The 17,590-nt window shown below is 73.6% G+C and carries 15 protein-coding genes; 5 read left to right on the forward strand and 10 right to left on the reverse strand.

Going from position 1 to position 17,590, the window contains the following annotated elements; genetic code table 11:
• The 3 genes from FB00_RS06145 to FB00_RS06155 all read right to left on the reverse strand — a co-directional run.
• On the reverse strand, nucleotides 1-2,958 hold a 2,958-nt coding region (locus tag FB00_RS06145; RefSeq protein WP_231581740.1), incomplete at its 3' end, for an Ig-like domain-containing protein.
• Between the two features lie 224 nt (nucleotides 2,959-3,182).
• Nucleotides 3,183-3,431, reverse strand: a complete 249-nt coding sequence (locus tag FB00_RS06150) for a hypothetical protein (protein WP_047232039.1) — start codon at nucleotides 3,429-3,431, stop codon at nucleotides 3,183-3,185.
• Nucleotides 3,428-4,045 (reverse strand): ArsR/SmtB family transcription factor, encoded by a 618-nt coding sequence (locus tag FB00_RS06155; protein ID WP_047232040.1) that lies wholly within the window; start codon nucleotides 4,043-4,045, stop codon nucleotides 3,428-3,430. Before FB00_RS06155 ends, FB00_RS06150 begins: the two co-directional genes overlap by 4 nt.
• A gap of 123 nt (nucleotides 4,046-4,168) precedes the next feature.
• Here FB00_RS06155 and FB00_RS06165 point away from each other — a divergent pair, with 123 nt between their 5' ends.
• Entirely contained in the window at nucleotides 4,169-5,014 is an 846-nt protein-coding gene (locus FB00_RS06165; RefSeq protein ID WP_047232041.1) for an oxygenase MpaB family protein, read from the forward strand.
• Between the two features lie 33 nt (nucleotides 5,015-5,047).
• On the opposite strand, the gene FB00_RS06170 is transcribed toward FB00_RS06165, so the two are convergent.
• A complete protein-coding gene (locus FB00_RS06170; protein WP_082141056.1) occupies nucleotides 5,048-5,587 on the reverse strand; it encodes a MarR family winged helix-turn-helix transcriptional regulator in 540 nt (179 codons plus the stop codon).
• Nucleotides 5,588-5,692: 105 nt separating this feature from the next.
• On the opposite strand from FB00_RS06170, the gene FB00_RS06175 reads away from it, so the two are divergent.
• On the forward strand, nucleotides 5,693-6,925 hold the full coding sequence (locus FB00_RS06175; protein ID WP_052877489.1) for an MFS transporter: 1,233 nt from the start codon (nucleotides 5,693-5,695) through the stop codon (nucleotides 6,923-6,925).
• Between the two features lie 49 nt (nucleotides 6,926-6,974).
• Here the strand turns inward: FB00_RS06175 and FB00_RS06180 are convergent, their stop codons facing one another.
• Nucleotides 6,975-7,469, reverse strand: a complete 495-nt coding sequence (locus FB00_RS06180) for a MarR family winged helix-turn-helix transcriptional regulator (protein ID WP_047232042.1) — start codon at nucleotides 7,467-7,469, stop codon at nucleotides 6,975-6,977.
• Nucleotides 7,470-7,581: 112 nt separating this feature from the next.
• Between FB00_RS06180 and FB00_RS06185 the strand changes: the two genes are divergently transcribed.
• Complete coding sequence (locus FB00_RS06185) at nucleotides 7,582-10,761, forward strand: efflux RND transporter permease subunit (protein ID WP_047232043.1); 3,180 nt, start codon at nucleotides 7,582-7,584, stop codon at nucleotides 10,759-10,761.
• A 124-nt stretch (nucleotides 10,762-10,885) separates the two neighbouring features.
• Here the strand turns inward: FB00_RS06185 and FB00_RS06190 are convergent, their stop codons facing one another.
• Genes FB00_RS06190 through FB00_RS06205 form a run of 4 tightly spaced genes read right to left on the reverse strand, consistent with a single transcriptional unit; the run spans nucleotide 10,886 to nucleotide 14,932 of the window.
• Complete coding sequence (locus FB00_RS06190; protein ID WP_047232044.1) at nucleotides 10,886-11,587, reverse strand: response regulator; 702 nt, start codon at nucleotides 11,585-11,587, stop codon at nucleotides 10,886-10,888.
• Complete coding sequence (locus FB00_RS06195; RefSeq protein WP_156186317.1) at nucleotides 11,584-13,077, reverse strand: histidine kinase; 1,494 nt, start codon at nucleotides 13,075-13,077, stop codon at nucleotides 11,584-11,586. Before FB00_RS06195 ends, FB00_RS06190 begins: the two co-directional genes overlap by 4 nt.
• Complete coding sequence (locus FB00_RS06200; RefSeq protein ID WP_047232045.1) at nucleotides 13,074-13,946, reverse strand: ABC transporter permease subunit; 873 nt, start codon at nucleotides 13,944-13,946, stop codon at nucleotides 13,074-13,076. Before FB00_RS06200 ends, FB00_RS06195 begins: the two co-directional genes overlap by 4 nt.
• Nucleotides 13,943-14,932 carry an ABC transporter ATP-binding protein gene (locus tag FB00_RS06205; protein WP_047232046.1) on the reverse strand — a complete coding sequence of 330 codons (990 nt, stop codon included), beginning with the start codon at nucleotides 14,930-14,932 and terminating at the stop codon, nucleotides 13,943-13,945. The genes FB00_RS06200 and FB00_RS06205 overlap by 4 nt, the downstream gene beginning before the upstream one ends.
• 375 nt (nucleotides 14,933-15,307) lie before the next feature.
• Between FB00_RS06205 and FB00_RS06210 the strand changes: the two genes are divergently transcribed.
• Together FB00_RS06210 and FB00_RS06215 are read left to right on the forward strand one after the other, a co-directional pair.
• On the forward strand, nucleotides 15,308-16,201 hold the full coding sequence (locus tag FB00_RS06210; RefSeq protein WP_047232047.1) for a Bax inhibitor-1/YccA family membrane protein: 894 nt from the start codon (nucleotides 15,308-15,310) through the stop codon (nucleotides 16,199-16,201).
• A gap of 53 nt (nucleotides 16,202-16,254) precedes the next feature.
• Entirely contained in the window at nucleotides 16,255-16,722 is a 468-nt protein-coding gene (locus FB00_RS06215) for a hypothetical protein (RefSeq protein WP_047232048.1), read from the forward strand.
• 89 nt (nucleotides 16,723-16,811) lie between these two features.
• Here the strand turns inward: FB00_RS06215 and FB00_RS06220 are convergent, their stop codons facing one another.
• Complete coding sequence (locus tag FB00_RS06220; RefSeq protein WP_047232049.1) at nucleotides 16,812-17,513, reverse strand: DUF5701 family protein; 702 nt, start codon at nucleotides 17,511-17,513, stop codon at nucleotides 16,812-16,814.
• Nucleotides 17,514-17,590 lie beyond the last annotated feature (77 nt).

The raw sequence follows: 17,590 nt of genomic DNA on the forward strand, positions 1-17,590 counted from the left end.
GCCGTCGGGGTCGGTGTCGTTGGCCAGGGCCGCGACCGAGACCGTGCGCCCGGGACGGACCGTGATCTCGTCGTCCACCGCGACGGGGGCCTGGTTGGTCTCGGCGGGCCGGGCGATGCCGACCTGGACCGTGCCGACGGCGGTGGCGCCGCGGGCGTCGAGCACGGAGTAGGTGAACGTGTCGTGCCCGGCGGCGTTCTTGGACGCCGCGTACTCGATCTGGCCGTCCACGACGCGGGCGGTGCCCTGGGCGGCGGGGGTCGCGATGCCGGTGACCTGGACGGAGTCGCCGTCGGGGTCGATCCCGTCGAGGGGGACCGCGATGCGCACGCTGGACCCGGACAGCACCCGGGCCTCGATCTCGCGCGGTTGCGGGGGTGCGTTGTCCTCGCCGTCACGGATGCGGATCGTGACCTGGGCGGAGTCCTCCTGCCCGTTGACGTCCCGCACCCGGTAGATCGCGTACGCGGTCCCGGCCTCGGGACCGGCCTTGAACCGCAGCGTGTCCTCCGAGACGAACGCCTCCCCCAGCGCGGGGTCCACGTCCTGCTCGAGCTCGGGCTGCAAGAACAGCTCCAGCCCGTCGGGGTGGGTGTCGTTCTTCAGCACCGGGACCGTCACCACGTCCCCGGCGTGCACCGTGACCTCGTCCGCCGCCGCCTGCGGCGGCTGCAACCGCGTCGGCGCCGGCACCGGGATGACCCGCACCTGACCCGTCGCGGTCTCGGTCCCGTTGGAGGCCGTGTACTCCACCGTCACCGGACCGTTCAGGCCTCGGATCTCGGTCACCCGGAGCATCTGGTGCGCCAGGATCGCGACCGACACGCCGGCGTCGGCCGGGACGCGCACGGACTGGACGACGAGGACGCCGCCGGCGGGGTCGGTGTCGTTGGCCAGAACGTCGACCAGGGTCGACCCGCCCGCCGGCAGCAGCGCGGTGTCGGTCACCACGATCGGGGCGCCCTCGGCCTCCGACGGGGGCAGCACGTCCACCCGCACCAGACCCGTGGTCGCGTTCGGCCCGTCCGTCACCTGGTACGTCAGGTCGTAGGAGCGCGGCTCCATCGACACGAACGTGAACGTGCCCGCGTCATAGTTCGGCGTGATCTCCGCCGGCGCGGACTCCGACACCGACGCCAGACGCAGCTCGTCGTCGTTCGGGTCGGAGTCGTTGCGCAACGGCTCGACCGTCACCGGCTGACCCGCCGGCACCACCACGTGGTCGTTCACCGCGACCGGCGGCTGCGGCCCGGGCACCACGTCGACCAGGAGCTTGCCCTCGAAGGACAGCTCGCCGTCGGAGACGAGCAGGGTCACGATCTTGCGGCCGGTGGAGCCGCCGCCGTCACGGAACTCGACCGTGCCGTCGGGGCGCGAGCGCACGTCGTCACCGGCCACGGTCGCGGCCGCGGAGGCGAGGTACAGGTCGTCGCCGTCGGGGTCCTGGAAGTACGGCAGCACCTTGATCGTGGCCCGACCGCCCTGCCCGACCCGCAGCACCGGGTCACCCTTCTGCTCCGGCGCCGCGTTCTCCCCCCACGGCGACACCTTCACCGTGACGCCGGCCTCGGCCACGCCCCCGCGCCCGTCGGCCACCGAGTACCGGAACGTGCTCGTGCCCTCGGCGTCCTCGGGCACCACGGCCTGCAACGCCGCACCGCCCATGATCGCCTGCACCGTCGCGTTGGCCGGGGAGTCCCCCACCAACGACGCCGTCATCACGTCCCCGTCCGGGTCCACGTCGTTGCCCAGCACCGGCAGGATCGTCGTACGCCCCGGACGCACCCCGAACGAGTCGTCCTTGGGCTGCGGCGGCTTGTTCGGCTGGGACCGGTCCGCGATGAACTGGTCCACCTGCTCCGGGTTCGTCAGCTCCGCGTCGGACTCCTCGCCCTCGGCCTCCTCCGGCATCTGGACGTCCCAGTCGTCGACCTTCTGGTACTCGTCCGCCGCCATCCACAACGTCCCCGCCGACAGGTCGTTCAGCACGATCACGTGCCGGTTCACCCGGTACTCCAGGCGGGTCTGGGGGTCCAGACCCTCGAGGCGCTCGTCGACGTCCCGTCCCGTCCCGTCGCAGTCGCGGATCACCTGGCCGGTCGAGGCCCACGCCCCGTACGTGCAGGTGCCGAGCTGGACGGGCGCCGCCGGCACGCCCTGCGCGGCACGGCGCTGCGCGTCACCACCCTTCAGCGGCTGCGCGACGAGGGCGTCCGTCGTCGCGACCGCGACGACGTCGGAGGACTGCGACGGCTGCTGCAGGCGGGCGTCACCACCACCCTCGATCGCCACGCTCTCCCCGCCCGGCAGGATCAGGTGCGACGCGGACCGGTCGAGCACCACGGGCTTGTCGCCCACCGCGGTCACCTCGACCTCGGCACCCTTGCTCACCGGGAGCGCGGTGGACGACGCCTCGCCGTCCGCCGTGCCCTTGGACGTCGTCGCGACCGTCCACAACGTCCCCGTCGAGGGGATCGCCGCGAACACCGTGCCGTCCTGCGACACGGTCAGCGCGCCCTCGCCGCCGACCTCGACCACGGGGTCGAGCTTCTCCGCGTCGAACGACGTCGCCCCGTCGAACGGCAGCACCCAGAGCAGCCCCTCCTCGCCGTCGAGGATCGCCGTCGTCGCGCCCCCGGTCACCACCTGCGCGCCCGGAGGGAGACGGAGCTGCCCGTCCAGCTTCAGGTGCGCCACGCTCACCGGCGACGCGGTGCTCGTCCCGGCGTCGTCCAGCAGCACCCGCCCCGCGTCCTGCTGCACGTCGAACGACGCGCTGCCCGCGTTCAACGTCCCGTCCAGCGCCTGCGACTCGTAGTTGAACCGACCCAGCAACCCGGCCGACGTCTTCGTCACCCACACGCCCGAGTCGTTCAGGTCCACGTCCGCCGTGGCCTCGCCCTCGTAGAACAGCGCCATCCCCACCAGCGCCGTCGAGAACACCGACACGGTGCTCACCGACGCGACGGTACGACGATGCTCGCGGATGCTCGAGAGAAGGCCCACCAATGCTCCCTAAGTTCCTGGTCGGGGCACACCGGACCGCGTCATCCTGTCGAGCCGGACGGCGAGAGAGGGGGAGACGCGCGTCTGTGCCCACAGAACGCCCCGTCGAGGGTAACCGAGCGGACCCGGCTCTCGACATGGGGAGGAGTCCCCACGTGGGTGGAATCTCCGGATGATCAGGGCAGAAGGGATGCTCGCGACATCGCGGCGCGGTCGAGGGTGAGCTCAGCAGCCGCATGGAGCCGGTCGGCCGGAGGTGCCGACGCCGTCCCGTGGGCGACGGCGGTCCGGTCGCGTCGCGCCTGCGCGTGGGCCGCGGCGCGACGCCGGCCCAGCTCGGTCAGCGCCGAGCCGACGACGACGAGCAGTCGGTCGGCGCCGCGCGGCTCCGCGGTGCGGGGGAGGGTGGGGGAGTACGCGCTCATGAGGGGTTCTCCTTGCCGTCGATCGTGGGGAAGACGTTGAAGTGGATCTGCACGGGCCGCGCGCCGGGCGTCTGCTCCTGGCCCTCGAACCGGTGCAGCGTCGCGTCGAGCGCGTCCCAGGCGTCCGCGACCTCGACCATCTGCTCGGCGGTGAGCCACATGCTGGCGGTGGTGAGGCGCGCGCCGTCGAGCCACCGCGTCGGCAGCTCGGAGGAACGCTCCAGGAACGCCTGGATCTTGCGGGCGCGGGCGTTCTCGAACTCTCGGCTCACCATCGCGCCGGCGAGCGTGGCCGCGGTGTCCTCGGCCTCGTCGTCGGGCATGCTCACGGTGAACCCGCCCGGCGGCCGCTCCCACCACCGCTCCCGGGCCGTCCCGCGGTCGGCGACCTCGCGGACGAAGCCGTGCCGGGCGAGCTGGCGCAGGTGGTAGCTCGTCGAGCCGCTGGACTCGCCGACGAGGTCGGCGAGACGGCTCGCCGTCAGGGCGCCGTGGGTGGAGAGCAGGTCGAGGATCTGCACCCGGAGCGGGTGCGCGAGCGCCTTGAGCTGGGCCGGACCGAGCGCAGGGTGGCGCTCGGCGCTCGGGGGTGGGGTGTCGCCGTCGGTGCTCATGCCAGGAGACTAGCGATCCAAAGACATCTTTGCAAGAGTTTCTTTGCAACAAAGTCTTTGGACTGAGGTGCGCCGTCTGTGACGACCGCGCGAGGTGGGGGACGGGGTGCGAGCATCGACGCCATGACGCACGTCGTGGAGCGGGCACGTGGCGCGGCGGAGCGCGCGATCTTCCTCAAGGTCGCCGGTCCGGACGCGACCGCCACGAGGGCGCGCATCCACCAGACGCCGGGGCCGCGCTGGTTCGAGCGCGGGTCTCCGGTCCAACGGGTGCACGGGGACGCGTCGATGTTCGTCGGAGGGCTGCGGGCGTTGCTGCTCCAGAGCCTGCACCCGCTGGCGATGGCGGGCGTCGCCGCGCACTCGGGCTACCGGGGGGACCCGTGGGGTCGGCTCCAGCGCACGTCGACCTTCATCGCCGTCACGACCTTCGGCACGTCCGACGACGCGGAACGGGCGGTCGCGGCGGTCCGCGCGGTCCACGAGCGCGTCCGCGGCCGCGCGGCCGACGGGCGCCCGTACCGCGCGAGCGATCCGGAGCTGCTGCGCTGGGTCCACGTCGCCGAGACCCAGAGCTTTCTCGTCGCGCACCAGTCGTTCGGCCGGGACCCGCTCGACGCGCAGGGGTGCGACGAGTACGTCGCCCAGGCCGCCGTCGTCGGGCGCGCGCTGGGGGTCGTGGACGCGCCCCTGACCCGCCAGGAGCTGGACGCCGCGGTCGACGACTACCGGCCGGCGCTCTCGCTCACGCCGGCCGCGCTCGACGCCGCGCGGTTCCTGCTGACCGAGCCCCCGCTCCCGTGGCCCGTGCGTCCGGCGTACGCTGGGCTGGCCTTGGCGGCACGGGAGTCGCTGCCGTCGTGGGCTCGCGCCGGGATGCCGCGGGTGCGCGGCCTGCCGGTGCGGTGGGCGCGGCCCGCGGGAGCCGCGGTCACCCGCCTGATCCGGTGGGCGCTCCCCTCGCCGTGAACCCGCGTTCCCGCGCGGGCACTCGGGTGGTGGTCATGGAGTGTCGCGCCGCCTCCGGTACGCGTCGAGGTCGCCGTTGAGGCGACCCAGCAGCTCGGCGAGCAGCGCGCGGTCGAGCCGGGACCAGTCGCCCAGCACGTCGGCGTAGAGCTCGGTCCGTGCGACGCGGTGCGTGGCGAGCTCGTCGAGGCCCTCCGCCGTCGGCTCGACGACGACCGCGCGGCCGTCGTGGGGGTCGCGGGCGCGGCGGACGTGCCCGGCCCGTTCGAGCGCGACGACTTGGCGGGTGACCGTCGACGCATCGAGGCCGAGCCGCTCCGCGAGCGCGTTGACGTGGAGCGGACCGTGCGTCCCGAGCGTGTGGAGCAGGAGGTAGCCGGAGCGGTCGAGCGTCCCGCCGCGGCGCGACGTGCCCGCCGCCCCGGAGGCGCGCGTGCGCTCGGCGCGGCGCAGGAGCTGCGCGACCTCCAGCTCGATCGCACCGAGCGTGTCGTGCGCGACCGCGTCGTCGCGCGCGTGCGCGCCGTCGGGCGTCGGTCGGGGCGCTCGATCGTTTCCCTCGGCAACCGTCATAGGTGTATTCTACAGATACTTACCTGTCAGATACAGATAAATGCTGCCGCCGAGCCCGCTCCGGCCCGTGCGGCCCTCTCCCGCCGACCAGGAAGTACGAACGCAGTGGCCTCCACGCGCAACGAACCGAACCGCACCGCCATCTACGCGACCGCCCTCACGGCGTTCTTCGCGATCGCCGGCATCGCCGTCGTCGACCCGATCCTGCCCGTCATCGGCGAGGAGATCGGGGCCTCGACGTGGCAGATCGAGCTGCTCTTCACGGCGTACATCGCCGTCATGGCGCTCGGCATGATCCCCGCCGTCATGGCGACCGGGCGGTTCGGCTACAAGAAGATCCTCGCGACCGGCGTGAGCCTTGTCGCCGTCGCGGCGGTGCTCGCGGCCCTGAGCACGAGCATCGGTCAGCTCGCCGCGCTGCGCGGGCTGTGGGGCCTCGGCAACGCGATGTTCTTCGCGACCGCGATGGTCCTGCTCGTCTCGCTCGCGAACGACCGCGAGTGGGTCGTCGAGCTCTTCGAGACGTGCGTCGGTCTCGGCTTCGCCGTCGGGCCCCTGCTCGGCGGTCTGCTGGGCGGCATCTCGTGGCGCGTCCCGTTCTTCGTCTGCGGCGTGTTCATGCTCGTCGCGCTGCTCGTGTCCGTGACCCGCCTCAAGGACCCGGCCGAGAAGCCGGCGCCCCTGCGGCTCGGCCAGGTGTTCCGCCTCTTCCGCAAGCCCGGATTCCTCGCGCTCGCCGCGGTGACGGCCGCGTACAACTTCTGCTTCTTCATCGTGCTCGGGTACACGCCCGTCTTCCTCGGGCTCGACGTCGTGCCGCTCGGCCTCGTCTTCACCGCCTGGGGCGTGGGGCTCGCGGTCGGGATCCTCGTCGTCGGGCACCGGCTCGCCCACCGCGTGGGCGCCGTCCAGACGCTCGGCGTCGCGATCGTGGGCGTCCTGGTCGCGCTGGTCCTGCTGGCGCTCGACCTCGGGACGGCGTGGTCCGTCGTCGTGCTCGTGGGTGCCGGCGTCTTCATGGGCATCGCGAACGCGAACCTCACCGACCTGTCGCTCGCGCTCGGCGACCCGGACCGGCGCGTGACGACGGGCGCGTTCAACCTCGTGCGCTGGGGCTTCGCCGCTCCCGCGCCGGTCATCGCGGGCCTGCTGCACCCGGTCTCCGCGACGGCCCCGTTCTGGCTGGGGGCGGGGGTCCTCGTGCTCGGCGTCGTCGTCTTCGTGGCGTTCGGGCACCGCATGGCGGGCGAGCTCGGCGAGCGTGTGCTGTGGTCGCGCTGGAACCGCCGGGCGCGCGCCGTCGAGGGGACGCCCGAGGAGGCGCTCGGCGAGGTCTGAGCCACCGACGACGGCGACGCGGAGGTCCCGGGCCTGCGGCTCGGGCCTCTCAGCCCTCCGGGGCGGTCGGGGTGTCGGTCGGGGTGTCCGTGGTGGACGCCTCCGCGACCTGGGTGAGCGCCTCGATCCCGACCGTGAGCGCGCGCAGGTCCGCGACGTCGAGCCGGTCGAGCAGGTCCGTGAGGGGCTCGTCCTCCTGGGCCGCGATCCGGCGCACGGCCGCGGCGCCGCGCGGCGTCGCGGCGACCAGCCGCACGCGACCGTCCTGCGGGTCGGGGCGGCGCGCGGCCATCCCCGCCGCCTCCAGCCGGTCCACGATGCCGGAGAGCGTCGCGGGGGAGATCCCGAGCACCTCGGCCAGTCGGTGCGAGCTCGTCTCGCCGTCGAGCTGGAGGACCGCGAGCGCGCGCAGCTGGGGGACCGTGAGGGTCGTCCGGAGCAAGGGCTCGAGGCGCTGCGCCAGGAGCAGGTCGGCGAGGCGGCGCTGCGCGTCCTCGAGGCGCCGCGCGAGCGCCGCGCGCTCGTCGTCGGCGGGGTGGGTCACGGCGCAGACTCTATCGGGGGAGCGGGAACCATCCCGAGATGCTTCGCGTTACGCTAACGAAATCGCGACGCCGACGTCGTCTCCCACCCGACCTGGAACCCCTGGAGGCTCCGTGTCCCGTCTCGCCCGGCTGTCGCTGGCCAACCGCGCGCTCGTCGCGCTCGCCACGGTCGCGATCGCGATCTTCGGCGTCATCAGCATGGGGTCGCTCAAGCAGGAGCTCATCCCGAGCCTCCAGATCCCGACCGCCGCCGTCGTCGGCGTCTACCCGGGCTCGGCCCCGGCGATCGTCGAGCAGCAGGTGACCGTCCCCGTCGAGACGGCCGCGCGCGCCGTCAAGGGTGTCGAAGACGTCACGTCGACGTCGTCGACGGGCATGTCCGTGACGACCGTGCAGTTCGCGTACGGCACCGACATGGACGCCGCGGCCTCCCAGCTCCAGACCGCGATCACGCGGCTGCAGTCCCAGCTCCCCGAGGACGTCGAGCCGCAGGTCGTGACGGGCTCCGTCGACGACCTGCCCGTGATCCAGCTCGCCGTGTCCGGCGGCTCCGACGACGCGGCGCTCGCCGACACCGTCACGTCGAGCGTCGTCCCGGCGCTCGAGGACGTCGAGGGCGTGCGCAGCGTCGCGGTGAGCGGCATCGCCGACCAGCAGGTCACGATCGACCTCGACCCGGCCGCGCTCGCCGCCGCCGGGCTCAGCCCCGCGCAGGTCTCCACGATCCTCCAGGACAACGGCGTCGTGATCCCGGCGGGGACCGTGTCCGACGGCGACCGGACCCTCAGCGTGCAGGTCGGCACGGCCGTCACGACCGTCGACGACCTCGCCGCGCTGCCGCTCGTGTCCCCGACCGCCGCGCCCGGCACCGCGCCCGTGGCGCTCGGCGACGTCGCGACCGTGACCGCGGGCCCCGAGCCCGCGACGTCGTACTCGCGCCTCGACGGCGAGAACGCGCTCGCGGTGGCGATCACCAAGACGCCCGCGGGCAACACGGTCGAGGTGTCGCACGCCGTCCAGGACGCGGTCGACGACCTCTCCGGCGTGCTCGAGGCGCAGGACGTGCGCGTCGAGGTCGTGTTCGACCAGGCGCCGTTCATCGAGGAGTCCATCGAGGGCCTCGCGACCGAGGGGCTCCTCGGCCTCCTCTTCGCGGTCGTCGTGATCCTGCTGTTCCTCGCGTCGCTGCGCTCGACGCTCGTCTCGGCCGTGTCCATCCCGCTGTCGCTGTTCGTGACGTTCATCGTCATGAACGCCACGGGCTACACGCTGAACATCCTCACGCTCGGTGCCATGACGGTCGCGATCGGACGCGTGGTCGACGACTCGATCGTCGTCATCGAGAACATCAAGCGGCACCTGTCGTACGGCGAGGAGAAGGTGGGCGCCATCATCGGCGCCGTCAAGGAGGTCGCGGGCGCGATCACCGCGTCGACCGTCGCGACCGTCGCCGTCTTCCTGCCGATCGCCCTCGTGGGCGGCATGGTCGGCGAGCTCTTCCGGCCCTTCGCGCTCACCGTGGCGATCGCGATGCTCGCGTCGCTTTTCGTCGCGCTGACGATCGTCCCGGTCCTCGCCTACTGGTTCATCAAGTCCCCGCCGGTCCCCGCCGACCCCGAGGCCGCGCGCCTCGCGGGCGAGCGCGCCCGCGCCGCGGCGGAGGCCAAGGAGCGCCGTGGGCTGTGGCAGCGCGGGTACGTCCCGACGCTGCGCGCGGCGCTGCGCCACCCGGCGATCACGCTCGGCGTGTCCGTCGCGATCCTTGCCGGGACGCTCGCGCTCGTGCCGCGCCTGGAGACCAACTTCCTCGGCGACACGGGCCAGGACACGCTCACCGTCACCGAGTCGTTCGCGCCCGGCACGTCGCTCGAGGCGCAGGACGCGGCGGCGCGCGACGTCGAGCAGGCCCTCCTCGACGTCGACGGCGTCGCGACCGTGCAGACGACCGTCGGCACGGCGGGCGGGCCGGAGGCCGCGTTCTTCGGCGGCGGCGGGTCCCCGACGGCGACGTTCGCCGTCACGCTCGACCCGGACGCCGACGCCGTCGCGGCCCAGGAGGACGTGCGCGACGCCGTCTCCGGGCTGGGCGGGGAGTCGAGCGAGGGCATCGAGGTCGCCGGCGCGGACGCCGCGTTCGGCAGCTCGACGGTCGACCTCGTCGTGCGCGCCCCCGACACCGACACCCTCGCGGCCGCGGCCGCGGACGTGCAGGAGCTCGCCGAGGACGCCGACGGCGCGGCGCAGGTCACCAACAACCTCGCCTCGGCGCAGTCCACGGTCCAGGTGACCGTCGACCGCGACGCCGCGGCCGCCGTCGGGCTCACCGAGACGCAGGTGGCCGGGACGGTCGCGGGGACGATGTCGCCCGCGCCGGTCGGCACCGTGAACCTCGGCGACGGCCCGGTCCAGGTCCGCGTCCTCGCGGGCGAGGCCCCGGCGACCGTCGCGGAGCTCGAGCAGGTCGTGCTGCCCACCGCGGCCGGTCCGGTCCCGCTCACGCAGGTCGCCGAGGTCGCCGAGGTCGAGGTCCCCACCTCGATCACGCGCGTCGACGGCGAGCGCAGCGCGACCATCTCCGTCACGCCCGCGGGCCAGGACCTCGGCGCGCTCACGACCGAGCTCACGACCGCGATCGACGGCCTCGAGCTCCAGGGCGGCGCGACGGTCGAGATCGGCGGCGTCGCGTCCGACCAGGCCGACGCGTTCGCCGACCTCGGGCTCGCGCTGCTCGTCGCGATCCTCATCGTCTACCTCGTCATGGTCGCGACGTTCCGCAGCCTCCTGCAGCCGTTCATCCTGCTCGCGTCGATCCCGTTCGCCGCGACCGGCGCGCTGCTCCTGCTGCTCGCCACCGCGACGCCGCTCGGCGTGCCGGCCCTCATCGGCCTGCTCATGCTCGTCGGGATCGTGGTGTCGAACGCGATCGTGCTCATCGACCTCATCAACCAGTACCGCGAGCGCGGCCGGTCGCTCGACGACGCCGTCATGGAAGGGTCGCGCAAGCGTCTGCGCCCCATCGTCATGACGGCCGCGGCGACGATCTTCGCGCTCACCCCGATGGCGATCGGCATCACCGGCGGAGGGGCGTTCATCTCCCAGCCGCTCGCGCTCGTCGTCATCGGCGGCCTGCTCAGCTCGACGCTGCTGACCCTGGTCGTCGTGCCGGTGCTGTACACGCTCGCCGAGCGCCGCGGCGAGAAGCGCGCGGCGAAGAGGGCCGCCAAGGAGGAGGCCGCGGCCCAGGCCGAGGCCGAGAAGGCTGCCGCCGAGGAGGCGACGGCGAGCGCCTGAGCCACCCGACCGGCCGGCCCGCCGGGAGCCGCCGACCAGGCGGTCCCGGCGGGCCGAGCAGGTGGTCCTGGCGCGTCACGACGTCCGGACGCGCCGGAACCACCTGCTCGGCGCCGGGAAGGGCTCAGGAGGGGCGGGCGACGCCCGTCTCGTAGGCGAGGACGACGGCCTGGACGCGGTCGCGGAGGCCGAGCTTGCCGAGGACGCGGCCGACGTGGGTCTTGACGGTCGCCTCGGACAGGACGAAGCGTTCGGCGATCTCGGCGTTCGTCAGCCCTTCGCCGAGGGCCTCGAAGACCTCGAGCTCGCGTGCCGTGAGCTCGGCGAGCCGCGGGTCGTGCAGGCCGGTCTGGCTCGGGGCGGGGGCGACGGTGCCGTCCTGGGGGAGCTGCCCGGAGAACATCTCGAGCATGCGGCGTGTGATCCGCGGGGAGACGGCGGCGTCGCCGCTCGCGACGGCGCGGATCGCCCCGACGAGCTCGCCCGGCTTGGCGTCCTTGAGCAGGAACCCGCTCGCACCGGCGCGCAGCGCCGCGAACGCGTACTCGTCGAGGTCGAACGTGGTGAGGATGATGACGCGCGACTCCGGCTGCGCGGCGACGATGCGCTCGGTCGCCTCGATGCCGTTGGTCCCGGGCATGCGGACGTCCATGAGCACGACGTCGGGCCGCAGCGCGGCGGCCTGCGCGATCCCGGTCTCGCCGTCGCCGGCCTCGCCGACGACCTCGATGTCGTCCTCGGCGGCGAGGATCATGCGGAAGCCCATGCGCAGCAGGGCCTGGTCGTCGACGAGCAGCACCCGGGTCGGTGCGCCGCTGTCCGTCATGAGCGTTCCCGTCCGTCGTCGCGTCCGCCGGTCTCCCGGCCGGGGTCGAGGTCGAGGCGCAGGCTCGCCCGCACCTCCCAGCCGGTGCCGCTCGGCCCCGCCGACACCGTACCGCCGTAGACGGCCGCCCTCTCGCGCATCCCGATGATGCCGCGGCCCGTCCCGACCGGGACGCCGGGCGGGTGCTGCTCCGCGACCGACGGCGGCAGGCCGCGCTCGTCGACGCTCGCTCCCTCGCCCGGGCGGCGCCCGGCCTGGTTGACGACCCGTAGCTCGAGCCAGTCCGCGCCGGGCTCGGCGCGGCGCGAGACCTCGACGAGGACCATGGGGGACAGGGGCGCGTAGCGCAGCACGTTCGTCAGGGACTCCTGGACGATGCGGTGCGCGGTCTGGCGCAGCGCCGGCCCGGGCGTCGGCTGCGGGCCCGAGCGCACGAGGCGCACGGGCAGGCCCGCGGTGCGGAAGCGCTCGACGATCTCCTCGAGCTCGGGCGTCTCGTGCGCGGGCGCGAGCGGCACGGTCTGCTCGCCGCCGGGCTCGCGCAGGACGCCGAGCACGCGGCGCATGTCGGCGAGCGCCGCGCGCCCGGTCGCGGTGAGCTCGTCGAGCGCGTGGCCCGCGAGCTCGGGGTTCTTGGCGCCCGACGCCTTGGCACCGTCCGCGAGGGCGACCATGACCGTGAGGGAGTGCGCGACGACGTCGTGCATCTCGCGCGCGATGCGCGTGCGCTCGGCGGCGGCGGCGAGCTGTGCCTGCTGGTCGCGGTCGCGCGCGATGGAGTTGGCCCGCTCGACGAGGTCGGACACGTGCTGCCGGCGGGCGCGCACGTTCGTGCCGATCGCGAGGGCGATCAGGCACAGGACGGTCGTGACGAGGATGCCGACGATGCGGTCGACGGTCGCGCGACCGGGCTCGACGCTCTGGCGCAGGACCTCGCCGTCCGCGGTGGTGATGACGTCGTACCAGAGGAGGGTCGCGGCGGACAGGGCCAGGACGACGATCGCGAGCACGGGCCAGGCGATCCGCGACGGGCGCGAGGCCGCGACGGCGTACACCGCGAACATGGCCGCGACCTCGAACCCGGCGGTGTCGCCGGTGACCGCGATCGCCAGGACGCCGAGGGCGGTGAGCCCGAGCGCGACGGTGACGGGTCGCCGGCGGCGCCAGTACAGGAGCGCCCCGCCGAGGAGGAAGAACACGAGCGACCACGGCGAGGAGCCGTGGGGCTGCTCCGCGAAGAGCGAGTAGAGGACCCCCGGCACCACGAAGATCGCGACGATGACCCAGTCCATGACGACGGGGTGCCGGGCGAAGTACCGACGCACCGGGCCGAGGCGCCGGGCGTCGAGCTCGGTGAACGGCTCGGGCGCGGGCCGCATCGCCAGCGGCGCGGGCGCGCCCGGAGCGGCGGCTCCCGGGCGCGCCACGGCCGACGCCGGACGAGCGGGCTGCTCGTCCGGCGTCGGCGGGGTGGTGGGCCGGGAGGTCACGCGTCCCGGCGCTTGAGCACGATCGCCGCGGCGGCGGTGAGCGCCGCGGTCCAGCCGGCGAGCACCGCGAAGCCGGGCCACGGGCCGATCGCGTCGGGGGACGACATCCCGCCGCCGAGCACGACCTGCTCGCCTGCCGACGCGGGCAGCGAGTTCATGAGCGTCTGGACCCAGTCCGCCCCCGTGACACCCATGACGATGTTGAGGACCATCGACAGGACGAAGAACACGGCGACGAGGGTGAAGATCGCACCGGCGGAGCTGCGGAGCAGGACGCCGACCGCGACGGAGAACAGCGCGACGGCCGTGAGGTACAGCACCACGCCGATCAGGGCGCGCTGGTCGTCGGCGGACGAGAAGTCGACCGTCATGCCCTTGCCCGAGAGGATCGGGTAGGTCACGAGGTAGGACAGCCCGACGGCGACGACGGTCGAGACGGCCGTCACGACGCCGACGACGATCATCTTGGCCGCGAGCGCGGGCGTGCGGCGCGGGACGGCGGAGAGCGTGGAGCGGATCATGCCGGTCGAGTACTCACCGGTGACGGTGAGCGCGCCGAGCACCGCGACGGCGAGCTGCGCGAACGAGTAGCCGACCGTGATGACCATGACGCCGACGCCGTCGGACGCTCCCATCCCGGCCTCCTCGGCCGAGACGCCCGCCGAGTCCATCGAGGACACGACGGCCGCGAACATGAGGGAGAAGCCCACCATGACCGCGATGGTGATGCCGAGCGTCCACCACGTGGAGCGCAGCGAGCGGAACTTGATCCACTCCGAGCGGAGCACGTGGCCGAAGGTGAGGCGGTAGGGGGAGGTGCGGGACGCCGTCGGGCTGGTGGCGCCCGGGGCGAGGGTCGTGGCGCTCATCGCTGCGCTCCTTCGAGGGAGTCGGTGGGGGCCGGCGCACCGGCGGGCGCACCCGCCGCGCCGTGGCCGATGTGGATCTGCGCGGACTCGGTCTGGTACTCGACGGAGTCGGCCGTGAGGGCCATGTAGGCGTCCTCGAGCGTCGACGTGACGGGCGTGAGCTCGTGCAGGACGAAGCCCTTCGCGGCGGCGAGCTCGCCGATCCCGGGCGCGTCCGCGCCGGTGACCACGAGCAGGCTCGGCTCGTCGCTCGTGACGGTCGCGCCGTCGCTCGTGAGGATCTCGGCGAGCTGCGTCGCGTGCGGCGTGCGGACGCGGACCGTGCGCTGCTGGGAGCCGTTGACGATGTCGCTCACCGGGGCGTCCGCGATGATGCGGCCCTTGCCGATGACGATGATGTGGTCGGCGGTGAGGGCGACCTCGCTCATGAGGTGGCTCGAGAGGAAGACCGTGCGGCCCTCGGACGCGAGGTAGCGGGCGAGGTTGCGCACCCAGAGGACGCCCTCGGGGTCGAGGCCGTTGACCGGCTCGTCGAGGATGAGCGTCCTGGGGTCGCCCAGCAGCGCGGACGCGATGCCCAGGCGCTGGCCCATGCCGAGCGAGAAGCCGCCGACGCGCTTCTTCGCGACCGACTGGAGGCCGGTCATCTCGATGACCTCGTCGACGCGCTTGGTCGGGATGCCGTGCGTCGTGGCCATCGCGAGGAGGTGGTTGTAGGCGGTGCGCCCGGTGTGGACGGCCTTCGCGTCGAGCAGCGCGCCCACCTCGGTGAGGGGGGAGCGGTGCTGCGCGTACGGGCGCCCGTTGACGGTGACGGTCCCCGCGGTCGGGCGGTCCAGACCCATGATCATGCGCATGGTCGTGGACTTGCCGGCGCCGTTGGGGCCGAGGAAGCCGGTGACGGTCCCGGGACGCACGGTGAACGAGATGCCGTCCACCGCGGTCTTGGGCCCGTACCGCTTGGTCAGGCCGCGTGCTTCGATCATGACTTCGCCCCTCCGAGGGTCGTTCGTCCGGGATGGTTCTGGTGCTCGCGGGCGGGGTCGCGCCGGTCTGGCCGGGGCCCTCTCCGCGAGGTACGTCTCGAGCCTAGGGACGTGCACGACGTCGGACAGCCCCCGTGCGACGTATCTTGCCCGGGGCATGGGCCGGGCGACGTACACCGCGCGGCGTACGTGGCGCGTCGTCGGGTGGTCCGCTGGTCGGGACTTCGGCCCCGAGAGGCGAAAAAGCCGCGGGAACAGTGGCCACGGCTCGCACGTTCCCTAGGATGAACACAGGCCAGCGACACCCGACTCGAGGCGAGACGCCGATGACGAGGCCCGCTGAGAGGTAGTGGACGCCGCGACCAGGAGGAGCTCATGAGCAACCCCGTCTTCAACAACAGCGCGGTCTTCGGTGATCCGAAGAACCAGCGCGGTGGGGCGGCCACGCAGGCCGGCCCCGCCTACGGGAGCCCGCCGCCGCAGGGGCAGGGCCCCGCGTACGGGACCCCGCCCCAGCAGGGCGCGCAGTGGGGTGTCTACGGCGCCCAGACCGCCGACGCGGCGCAGCTCGACGCGATGTACAACGCACCGTCGGCGACGACCGCGGACACCAAGCGCCTGACCTACGACGACGTCATCATGAAGACGGGCGGCCTGCTCGCCCTGCTCGTGGTCGTCGGTGCGGGATCGTGGATGGTCGCGCCGCAGATGCCGGCCGTCTGGATCATCGGTGCGGTCGTCGGCCTCGTGCTCGGCCTGGTGAACTCGTTCAAGCGCAACCCGAGCCCGGCGCTCATCGTGCTGTACACCGTGGCGCAGGGTCTGTTCCTCGGCGGCATCAGCCGCGTCTACGAGACGGCGTGGAACGGTGTCGTGCCGTCGGCCGTCGTGGCCACGGTCGCGACGTTCGCCGCCGCGCTCTTCCTGTTCAAGTCCGGCCGCGTGCGCGTCACGCCGAAGTTCATGCGCTGGCTGCTCATCGCGATGGTCGGCTACCTGGTCTTCTCGCTGGTGAACGTCGTCCTCGTCATGACCGGCGTCCTGGGCGGCTGGGGCCTGTACAGCGGTTGGGGCATCATCGCCAGCCTCATCGGGGTCGGCCTGGCCGCCGCGTCGCTCATCGTCGACTTCGACTCGATCAAGCGCGGCGTCGAGGGCGGCGTGCCCGCCAAGTTCGCGTGGTCCGCGGCGTTCGGTCTGCTCGTCACGCTGATCTGGCTCTATCTCGAGTTCCTGCGCCTCTTCGCGATCCTGCAGAGCAGCGACTGACGGTGGCGCGCAGCACCCGTGAACCGGCACCCGCGGCGGACCTTCCGCCGCGGGTGCCGGTCTTTCTCGCCGGTCTGGTCGTCGCCGCGGCGGCGATGCTCGGCGTCCAGGTCCTCTACATGGTCGTCTCGGGCGCGCCGCCCGCGTGGCTCGCGTTCGCGGCGCTCCTCATCCTGCTCAGCGTGCCGACCGCGGGCGCCGCGGTGGCCTGGCTCGGCACCCGGATCACGCGCGACGCGTCCGAGCGCCGGGCCGCGCTGGTCTTCGCCGCGCTCGGCCTCGTCGCGGGTGCGCTGTGGGGGTCGCTGCTCGCCGGCGGCCTCGCGCGGCAGCTCGCCGACGCCGGTGCGAGCGGCGGGGGAGCGCTGATCGCGGGCGCGGCCGCCGTCGTCGGTGTCACCGCGGCGGTCGGTGCGGGGCTCGGTCGGCTCGCCGCGCGCGAGGCCTCCGACCGCCCGCTCCTCGTCGTCGTGCTCGGCGTCGTCGTGGTCCTCGTCGCGCTCCGGGGCCTCTTCGGCTGACCGCCCCACCCCGCCAATCCCGTGAGTGCATGAAATAGTCGCGGCGGAGACCTCCGGCCGCGACTGTTTCATGCACTCAGCGGGTGGGGTCAGGCCGGGAGGCGGCCCGTCGTCGAGGCGAAGCCGAGCCACGTGTGGCGGTTGCCCGCCCAGCACCAGCCGACCTTCGGGGCGCCGCGGCGCTCGCGACCGTCGCGGCCCGTGCCGTTCGAGATCCACAGCGCCGGGGTGCGGGCGTCGAGACGGCCGTCGGGCTTGCGCAGGCGCGACCCGATGGTCATGTAGCAGAGGTTGCGCGTGAGGACGTTCGGCGCCTGGAGCGCCCAGTGGATGCCCTCGTGCAGCAGCATCGGCGTCCGGTCCCGGGCGGTGAGCTCGGGCAGCGCCTCGTCCGGCGACCAGTTCGCCAGGTCGTCGCCACGGTCCGGGCCCGCGACGACGTAGAGCGGTCCGTCGGGCACCTCGACGCCCTCGATCGGCGCGAAGCGGTCGACGTCCGTCATGTCGACGACGACGAAGCCCTCCTTCTCGCCGTCGCGCGCCGGGAGCCGCAGCAGGGGAGCGAGGGCCGACGGCGGCGCGAGCCGGGGGTCGACGACGAGCAGCGACCCGGCGGGTGCTGTGGCCGCGAGCCCGGTCGCGGCGGCACGGAGCGCGTCGGGCGCCAGGCCGGCGAGCTCGTGGACGCCGAGCGCGACGAGGCGCTCGGCCTGGGCGGAGACGTCGGGCAGGTCGGGGACGGTCGTCGCGGGGCCGGTCGGGTGCGGGGCGGCGGTGGTCGTCTCGGGCACGGGTCACCTCTCGGTCGGGGCGGTCGCGGGACTCAACGTTCTACACCGTACGGAAATTCCCGCCCTCGCCTCGCGGG

Source organism: Cellulosimicrobium funkei, assembly GCF_001019615.1.
In the GTDB taxonomy this organism is placed as follows: domain Bacteria; phylum Actinomycetota; class Actinomycetes; order Actinomycetales; family Cellulomonadaceae; genus Cellulosimicrobium; species Cellulosimicrobium cellulans_E.